The following is an 8,587-nucleotide window of genomic DNA, read 5'->3' as shown; positions in this document are numbered from 1 at the left end:
TTCGTGCATCGGTGGCGCCACCCTCGGCGTGTGGGACCGAATGGTCGACATCGGCGTGATAGGCGCGGTTGTTGCAGCCGGGAAAGCTGCAACACAGCTCGCCGGCCCGGATGAGGTCGGCAAGTTTCTTCGACGGCGCGTAACGGTCGACCTGTGCGAGGTTGGTGGTGTCGGGTGTGACGTAGCAGCGTTTGGCCTCGGCCAACAATGCGCGGGCGGTGTCGGCATCGATGACTCCGTGGCCGTCGAGGAAGGCCGGATCATCATCGTGACCCAGCAGGGTGCTCAGATTGACCACGATGTGAAACGTCGGACGCGGCGCACAATCCGTCGTGGCGGCGTCAGCGTCGACCGGTGCGCCCGAAGTGTCGCCCTGCCCGTCGCGGACCTCGGGTTCACCGGCCGCCGCGGGGTCGGGTGCCGTCGCCTCGTCCTCGACTGCGATCGCGTCACTGTCGGGTGTCTCGTCGGACGCACCGAGCCCCTCGCCGGCGGCGCTGTCATCGGCGTTGGCGTCGGTGGTGCAGACCTCACACCGGCAGTCCAGGCGGTCAGCGCCATCGGCCAAGGCGACCAACGCATCGGCGCGGCGTTGGGCGGCGGTGCGTGGATCGTCGGGATGCACCGCCGCGGCCATCGCTTGGAGTCGGGCGTCGATGGCCGCGGCCTGCTCGGCGGGCAACACACCCCCGATCCGGGACTGGCCCGGGGTGTGGCGGTCGGGGCGCACACTGATGTTGCGGTCGGTGTCGACCTGCTCACGCCGACGGCGCACCGCGGTCGGATCGATCTTCGTGATGATCTTGTCGATCATCGTGGTGAACCGGGTTATCGACATCGGCTCGCGCGACTCGATGGCCGCGGCGATCTCGGTATCGAGCACAGTGAACTTTGCGGGATCGACCAGCACGGTGCGGCGTACCACCACCAGAAACCGCGGTAGGTCGATACGGCCGGCGACAAGGGTGGCGCCGGTGAACGGCAACTGATGACGTAACACGCTGCCGGCCTCGATCAACTCCCGCGCCCGCGCCGGTGGCACCGTCAACGCCGCACCGACCTCGGCGATCGCCATCTCCAACCCGGTCGGTCCGTACTGGGCGCGTGGATCCTCCCCGGCCGCCGCACGCCTGGCGAGACGTTCCAGAGTGGCCAGCGACGTCGACTGCTCACCCAACGACGCAGCCAACCGCACCAGATGGTCCTGTTCACGTTCCTCATGAATCAGACTGACCGCCTGCAACATCCGATAATCGGCGGCCGCGCGCACCGCATTGCAATGATGGAGCACCTCGACCAACTCGGTAGCGCAGTGCTGCTCATCATCGGCCATCTGGGCCAACGCCGGCGCGCTCGAATTCATGACACCAAACTAACCGCACCCACCGACAACTTTCGTCGACGCAGGCCAAACCCCACAACAGACCGTGGATGACTCAGCCGTCGTCGCCGAGTTTCCGATAGAACGTGCCGACGATCGGCGCGACCACTGCGCGTGGGCTGTATCCACCGGCGACCGACATCGCTTTCGACAGGGTGCCCGGAACCACCCGCATCTTGTTGTGTTCCAGCGCATCCAGGCTCATCTCGGCGACCTTGTCGCTGGAGTGCCACAGGAAGTCGGGGACCATCTTGTCCACGATGGACTGGTTTTCGGGTGCCGGCGTCGCTGTGCGCACCGGCCCCGGCGCGAGCAGGGTGACGTGGACGCCTTGAGCGGACACCTCGCCGCGCAGCGACTCGCTGAAGGTGTTCACGAACGCCTTCGTGGCCGCATACGTGGCGTTGTTGGGGATCGGCATGTTCCCCGCGGCCGAGCCCACCATGAGGATTCCGCCGGAGCCACGGTGCACCATGTGCGGGAGTACGGCCAAGGTCAGATCGTGGACGGCGTTCACGTTCAGACGGACCTGCGCGCGTTCGTACTCTGGGTCGAGGTCGCTGACCGGTCCGAAGGTGGCGATCCCGGCGTTGTTGCACAGGATGGAGATCTCGCGTCCGGCGAGTTCGGCACAGAGCACCTCGACCGCAGGTGAATCCGAGAGGTCGACCGGGCGCACCTCGACCGCGATGTCGTGGCTGCCACGGAGCTCGGCGGCGAGGCCCTCGAGGATGTCACCGCGACGAGCGACCAAGACGAGCGAATGTCCGCGCGAGGCCAGTGCCCGCGCCAGTGCCATCCCGATGCCGGATGAGGCGCCGGTGACAACGGCGCGGGCGGACTCGGTCGGCGACGGGACACCCATGTCTGAAGATCCTAGTCGGGCGGTCGGGGGGATCTCGATACACCGGCTCGCTGCGCTCGCGCGGTTACTCGATCGGCGGGGATACACCCGCTGCGCTCGCGCGGTTACTCGATCGGCGGGGATACACCCGCTGCGCTCGCGCGGTTACTGGATCGGCGGGGATACACCCGCTGCGCTCGCCGACATCGAGACCCCCTCCGCCTTGGTCAGGCGATGCCGGCGGCCACCTCGGTGCCCTGCCGGATGGCCCGCTTGGCGTCGAGCTCGGCGGCCAGGTCGGCGCCACCGATGACGTGCGTGGTCACCCCGGCGACGGTCAACGGGTCCACGAGTTCGCGCACCGATTCCTGACCGGCACACACGACCACGTTGTCGACTTCGAGGATGCGGGTCTCGGTGACCTTGCCCTCGTCGTCGTGGAAGCTCAGGTGCAGCCCCTGGTCGTCGATCTTGTCGTAGGTGGCGCCCGAGATCTGTTCCACGCCCTTCATCTTCACCGTCGCGCGGTGCACCCAGCCGCTGGTTTTGCCGAGGGTCTTGCCCTGCTTACCAGGCTTGCGCTGCACCAGGTAGACCTGACGGATCGCCGGCAGCGGACGGGGTTTGGTGACGAAGCCGGGCTTGTCGCCGTCCTCGGTGACGCCCCATTCCTGCTCCCATTCCTTGAGATTCAACGATGGGGATTCGTCGGTGACGAGGAATTCGCTGACGTCGAAGCCAATTCCGCCGGCACCGATCACCGCGACACGCTTGCCGATCTCGCGACGTCCGAGGACGGCGTCGGCGTAGGACATCACCATCGGGTGGTCCACCCCCGGGATGCTCGGAATGCGCGGGGTGACACCGGTTGCCACGATGACGTCGTCGTATCCGCCCTCGATGATCTCGTCGGCGGTGGCGCGCTTGTTCAGCACCACGTTCACACCGTTGATCTCCAGCTGACGGGTGTAGTAGCGAATCGTCTCACTGAACTCTTCCTTGCCGGGGATGCGGGAGGCGATGGAGAACTGCCCACCGATGCTGGCGCCACCCTCGTAGAGGTCCACCTTGTGGCCGCGTTTGGCCGATGCGACCGCGGCCGACAACCCGGCCGGTCCGGCGCCGATGACCGCGACCCGCTTGGCGCGGCGCGTCGGTCCGAGTAGCAGCGTCGTCTCGCGGCCCGCCTGCGGATTGACTAGGCAGGAGACGTGCTTGCCGACGAAGGCGTGGTCGAGGCAGGCCTGGTTGCAGCCGATGCAGGTGTTGATCTCGTCGGCCAGACCCTCACGGGCCTTGTTGGCGATCTCGGGATCGGCGAGGAACGGTCGGGCCATCTGTACGGCGTCGACGCGCCCACGTTCGAGGATCTCCTCGGCGAGTTCGGCGGTGTTGATGCGGTTGGCGGCGATCAGCGGGATCGACACCTGGTCGCGCAGACGCTCGGTGAATTTCACGAATGCGCCGCGGGGCACCGAGGTGACGATGGTGGGCACTTGCGCCTCGTGCCAGCCGATGTCGGTGTTGATGGCATCCACCCCGTGCTCCTCGGCCTTACGGGCCATGAGCGCGATTTCGTCCCACGTCTGGCCGTTGCGGATGAGGTCGGCGATGGACTGGCGCAGGATGATCGGGAAATCACGCGGCACCTGGCGGCGCATCTCCTTGATGACCTCGACGAGGAACCGCTGCCGGTTCTCCGTTGAGCCACCCCACTTGTCGGTTCGATCGTTGGTGTGCGGGCAGAGGAACTGATTGATCAGGTAACCTTCGCCGCCCATGATCTCGACCGCGTCGTAGCCGGCCTGCCGGGCCAGCTTCGCCGACCGTCCGAAGCTGCGGATGACGTGCCGGATGATCGGCTCGTTCATCTTGAGGTGTTTGAACGGATGGATCGGTGACGGCTCGGAGCCGGCGGCGACCTTGAACGGGTTGTAGCCGTAGCGACCGGCGTGGATGAGCTGCATTGCGATCTTGCCGCCCTCGTCGTGCACGGCCTTGGTGACCCGCTGATGTCGCTTGACCTCCAGGACGTTGGTCATCTTGCCGCCCGCGATGGACAGCACACCGGTACGGCTGGTGGCGAATCCGCCGGTGATGATGAGCCCAGCACCGCCCTTGGCGCGCTCGGCGAAATACGCGGCGAGTTTGTCGATGTCCCACACCCGATCCTCGAGACCGGTGTGCATCGAACCCATGATGAGGCGGTTCGGGATGGTCATCCCGCCGATCTGCAATGGTTCGAACAGGTTGGGGAACTGTTGATTTCGCTCGGCCGTGTGGGCTGACATGGCGTTGCCTCTCGTGTCGGGGTCGTTGCGGGGAGGTGATCGTGGGTCAGGTGGACAGTTCGCGTTCGAGGGCGTCGATGACCTCGTCGCACCAGTCGACGAAGCCCTGCTCGGATCGAATTCCGCCGCGCAGCACCAGGTACTGATGGAGTTTGCGGCCGGTCAGGGTGTCGGGAGCGGGGTAGTACGCCGCCTCGAAGCCGTTGAAAAGGGTCAGTTGGGCGAGATGTTCGTCGCGATGCGCCTTGAGCTCGCCGATGATGGTGGCCAGATCGCCGAATTCGGCGGCGCGCAACTTGACTCCGAGGTCGTTGCGCAGCGGCTGCAGCGGCGTCGGACTCATCGCCCACTCCGCCAGCACTTTCCGGCCCGCGTCGGAGACGGTGTAGACCTTCTTGTCGGGTCGACCGTCCTGGGGAATCGATTCGAAACTCACCAGGCCGTCAGCGTGCAGCTTCTTCAGGGTGCGGTAGATCTGCTGATGGGTAGCCGACCAGAAGTAGCCGATGGATCGGTCGAACTGCTGGCCGATCTCGTAGCCCGTTCCGGGCCGTTCGGCCAGCGACACCAGGATCGCATGCTCGAGCGCCACGATGTGAACCTAGCACTGCACCTACGCACTATGCAACAAAGTTCATATGTGGCCGAATTCTGCCTTCGTGCAGTTCCAGCACCTCGTCGGCGATCTCGGTGACGCGGCCGTCGTGGGTGATGAGGAGGGTGGACCGACCGGCAGCCAACCGCTGCAGCGGCTCGAGGATGCGTTGGGTCGTTGCATCATCGAGGCCGGATGTCGGTTCGTCGAGGATGAGGATCGGTGTGTTGCGCAGGAAGGCGCGCGCCATCGCGATGCGTTGACGTTGTCCGCCGGAGAGGGTCAATCCGTCCTCGGCGAGTGGGGAGTCGTACCCGGCGGGCAAGGCGCTGATGAACGAGTCGGCGTCGGCCGCGATCGCGGCGGCGATGATCGATGCGCGGTCGGCGTCCGGGCATCCGTAGGCGATGTTGTCGGCGACCGTGCCGGTCTTGATTACGGGTTGCTGGGGGAGCAGGGTGATGTGTTCGCGAATCGAGCGGCCGGTGAGCTCCGACAGCGACCGGTCTCCCAGGGTGATGGTGCCCTCATCGGGTCGCTCGAACCGGCAGAGCAGCGACGCGAGGGTGGATTTCCCGGCGCCACTGGCCCCGACCAGCGCGGTGATGGCTCCGGGGTTCAGATCCAGCGACACCCGATCGAGGACCGTCACGCCCGCACGCCGCAGAGTCACCGCGCGCATGGAGATCCGGTGATCGGCTCCCCGATGGGCGACCGCGTCGGGCTGGTCTGCGTCGGTCGGTTCCAGATCGAGCAGTTCGCAGATGCGTTCGGCGCTCACCGTCGCCGACGCGAGCGCGAGCCGGACCTCGGCGAGTTCCTGCATCTTGGGATAGAGCATGCCGAGGTAGCCGGTCAAGGCCAGTAGCGCTCCCACGCTGAGCGCACCTTGGCGGACCTGCCACACCCCGGCGACGGCGATGGCCAGCGTCACCACCACCTGTCCGAAGCCCATCACCGCACCGAATCCGGCCTCGATCCGGGTCTGGGTCAAGCGGGTGCCGAGCCAGGTGACACCGTGACGGTGCAGACGGGCATGCTCGCGGTCCTGTTGGTTGTAGGCGACGGCGGTCTCGTGGCCGGTGATCGCGGTCGAGACGGCCAGCGCGATGTCGGCATTGGCGATGCGTTCGTCGCGGGTGACCAGCGTCTGGCGACGCGAGTAGAGCGCCGACAGTGCCCACAGGACGGGCACCGCGGCCAGCGCCACCAACGCGACCTGCCAACTCATGATGAATGCGGCGACGACCAGGCCGGCGGTGTTCACCGCGGCGATGACGAACTGCATCAGTCCGGAACCCACCAGATACTCGACGGCCTCCAGATCCCCGGTGTGCCGCGTGACGAGGTCCCCGACACCGAACCGGCGGTGGACGACGGGATTGAGGCGTTGGATGTGGGCGAACAGGTTGTCGCGCAGGCGTAACACCACGCGCTCGGAGATCCCGATCGCAGCCACCTGGCCGTAATAGTCGGCCGCGGTGGCCACGGCAGTCACCAGTAACCAGAGGACGGCCAGCGCGCCGAACTGCGTCAGACTGGTCGCGGTGAGTGCACCGTCGATCACGTCGGACAGCACGAAGATGCCGACGATCTCACACCCAGTGGCGATCAGCAGGAGCGTGGCGGCCAGGGCGAAGCGAGAACCCTCGGAGGCAAGCGCGAACGAGAAGCGGTGGAATGCGTCGCGCGCGGTCATCTGGATGCGGCCCTCCCGTGAGTTGCGGCCGGCGGCAACGCCGACCCGAGAAGAACCTAGGCGGCCATCCTTCGGGCCAGCTTCCGCGGAACTGGGAGAACGCTGTCAGCGCCACGTGGCGACCTCTGGGGCTCAGGTCAGCGCCGCCACACCGAGCCAGATGAGCGCCACCACCTTGATCACCTCAAGGGCTACATAGACGAGGTGTGCGTGGCTCCGGGGTCCGGTGCGGCCGGCCAGGACGGCATCCGAGCGCCGGGTCAATCGCGGGCGCACGCCAACGAGTTGGACGGCGAGCGCCCCGACTGCGACACCGGCTGCGACAGGTACCGCCGCAGCCGGGGGATCACCGGCGACCACGGCGACGACGATGGCGACGGCCCACAGCAACTCCACGGCGTTGAGCGCGCGGAACACCAGACGGCCGATCCCCAGCCCGATCGGCAGGGTGACCCCGGGTGCACGGAACTTGAGTGGTGCCTCCAGGAACGAGATTGCCAGCACCATGCCCAACCAGAGGAATGTGCACGCGCCGACGAGGGCGTCCGTGGCGGTCATCAGGACTTCGATCGCAGTAGTTCGGGGCCGAAGGCCTCGTAGTGCACGCGGTCTTCGTCGATTCCACGGGAGAGGAACTCCGCGCGCATCGTTGACAGAAATCCGCCTGGGCCGCAAAGCATCACGTGTGCTGATCGATCCAGCTGCAGGTCATGTAGAGACATCTGGCCGCGTCGTACCGATGCGGAGATGACGTGGGGCGACGCGTTCTCGTACCACTGGACCAGTCGGGCATCGGGCAGCGCGTCGACCAGGGCGGCGAGCCGGCCACGGTGAGGTTGGCGGTCGCGTGAGCGATCCGCATGCAGAACCGTCACCGATCGCGGGTCCCGCGCGTTGGCCATCGCTTCGAGCAGGCCGATGACGGGGGTGCAGCCGATTCCGGCGGAGGCGAGGACCATCGGCGCGTCGTCGTCGGGCAGGACGAGATCTCCGAACGGGGCGCTCACCCGGAGCGAATCACCCTCGAACACCTCAGTGTGCAGATATTCCGAGACCTCGCCGGCCAGTTTCACGCTGATCCGCCATCCGGGTGCGGTCGGCGCCCCGGTCAGGCTGTACTGGCGGATCTGTTGCGCACCGTCGGGAAGACGCACCTGTACCGAGATGTACTGTCCGGGAGTGAATCCCGGCAGTGGTCGATCGTCGGCGCCGATCAGCTTCAGCGCGATCGTGTCCGGTGACTCCTGGGTACGTTCGACGACGCGGACCTCGCGCCACACCTGACCGGGCGCCACGCCGGCGTGGTCGTACAGGTCGTTCTCGGTCGCGATGAGCAGGTCGGCCATGTCCCAATACAACTGATCCCACGCGTCGGCGACCTCGGCGGTCACCGAGTCGCCCAACACCGCCACGATCGCTGCGAACAGATGCTCGTGTACGACGGCGTACTGGTCGCGCGTCACGCCCAGTGACGCATGCTTGTGCGCGATCCGGTCGAGGATGAGACGTTGGCGCCGGATGTCGGGCTCGAGTTGCAGTCCGGCGAAGGCGGCCACCGCTCCGGCCAGCGCCTGGGATTGTTCACCGGTCTGCTGATGCGTTCGGTTGAACAGGTTGTCGCGCAACTCCGGATGTGCCGTGAACAGTCCTTGGTAGAACCGGGTGGTGATCTCGCCGAGCGCGGATTGCACCGACGGCAGACTAGCGGCGAGGGTGCGCCGTTGGGTGTCGGACAACATGGGGACTCCTGTTCCTCGGTGGCGATGGTGCTCAGATC

General features: G+C 66.5%; 7 protein-coding genes. All 7 read right to left on the bottom strand.

Annotation, left to right across the window (positions count from 1 at the left end; all coding sequences use genetic code 11):
• On the bottom strand, positions 1 to 1,363 hold a 1,363-nt coding region (locus tag L1892_RS05135; RefSeq protein WP_235722353.1), incomplete at its 3' end, for a DUF222 domain-containing protein.
• 73 nt (positions 1,364 to 1,436) lie between these two features.
• Positions 1,437 to 2,246, bottom strand: coding sequence for a mycolate reductase (gene cmrA / locus L1892_RS05130; RefSeq protein ID WP_235722352.1), 810 nt, complete (start codon positions 2,244 to 2,246; stop codon positions 1,437 to 1,439).
• A 206-nt stretch (positions 2,247 to 2,452) separates the two neighbouring features.
• Positions 2,453 to 4,516, bottom strand: a complete 2,064-nt coding sequence (locus tag L1892_RS05125; protein WP_235722351.1) for an NADPH-dependent 2,4-dienoyl-CoA reductase — start codon at positions 4,514 to 4,516, stop codon at positions 2,453 to 2,455.
• A gap of 46 nt (positions 4,517 to 4,562) precedes the next feature.
• The gene (locus L1892_RS05120) at positions 4,563 to 5,108 is read right to left on the bottom strand and encodes a PadR family transcriptional regulator (RefSeq protein WP_235722350.1); all 546 of its coding nucleotides are present in this window, start codon (positions 5,106 to 5,108) and stop codon (positions 4,563 to 4,565) included.
• A gap of 28 nt (positions 5,109 to 5,136) precedes the next feature.
• On the bottom strand, positions 5,137 to 6,810 hold the full coding sequence (locus L1892_RS05115; protein ID WP_235722349.1) for an ABC transporter ATP-binding protein: 1,674 nt from the start codon (positions 6,808 to 6,810) through the stop codon (positions 5,137 to 5,139).
• 132 nt (positions 6,811 to 6,942) lie between these two features.
• On the bottom strand, positions 6,943 to 7,368 hold the full coding sequence (locus L1892_RS05110) for a hypothetical protein (RefSeq protein WP_235722348.1): 426 nt from the start codon (positions 7,366 to 7,368) through the stop codon (positions 6,943 to 6,945).
• On the bottom strand, positions 7,368 to 8,549 hold the full coding sequence (locus L1892_RS05105) for a globin domain-containing protein (RefSeq protein WP_235722347.1): 1,182 nt from the start codon (positions 8,547 to 8,549) through the stop codon (positions 7,368 to 7,370). The genes L1892_RS05110 and L1892_RS05105 overlap by 1 nt, the downstream gene beginning before the upstream one ends.
• Positions 8,550 to 8,587: the final 38 nt, after the last annotated feature.

Origin of the sequence: Gordonia tangerina (genome assembly GCF_021556435.1) — a bacterium.
GTDB lineage: Bacteria > Actinomycetota > Actinomycetes > Mycobacteriales > Mycobacteriaceae > Gordonia > Gordonia tangerina.
Note: the sequence above shows the minus strand (reverse complement) of the source record. Positions and strands in the feature narration are given on the sequence as shown.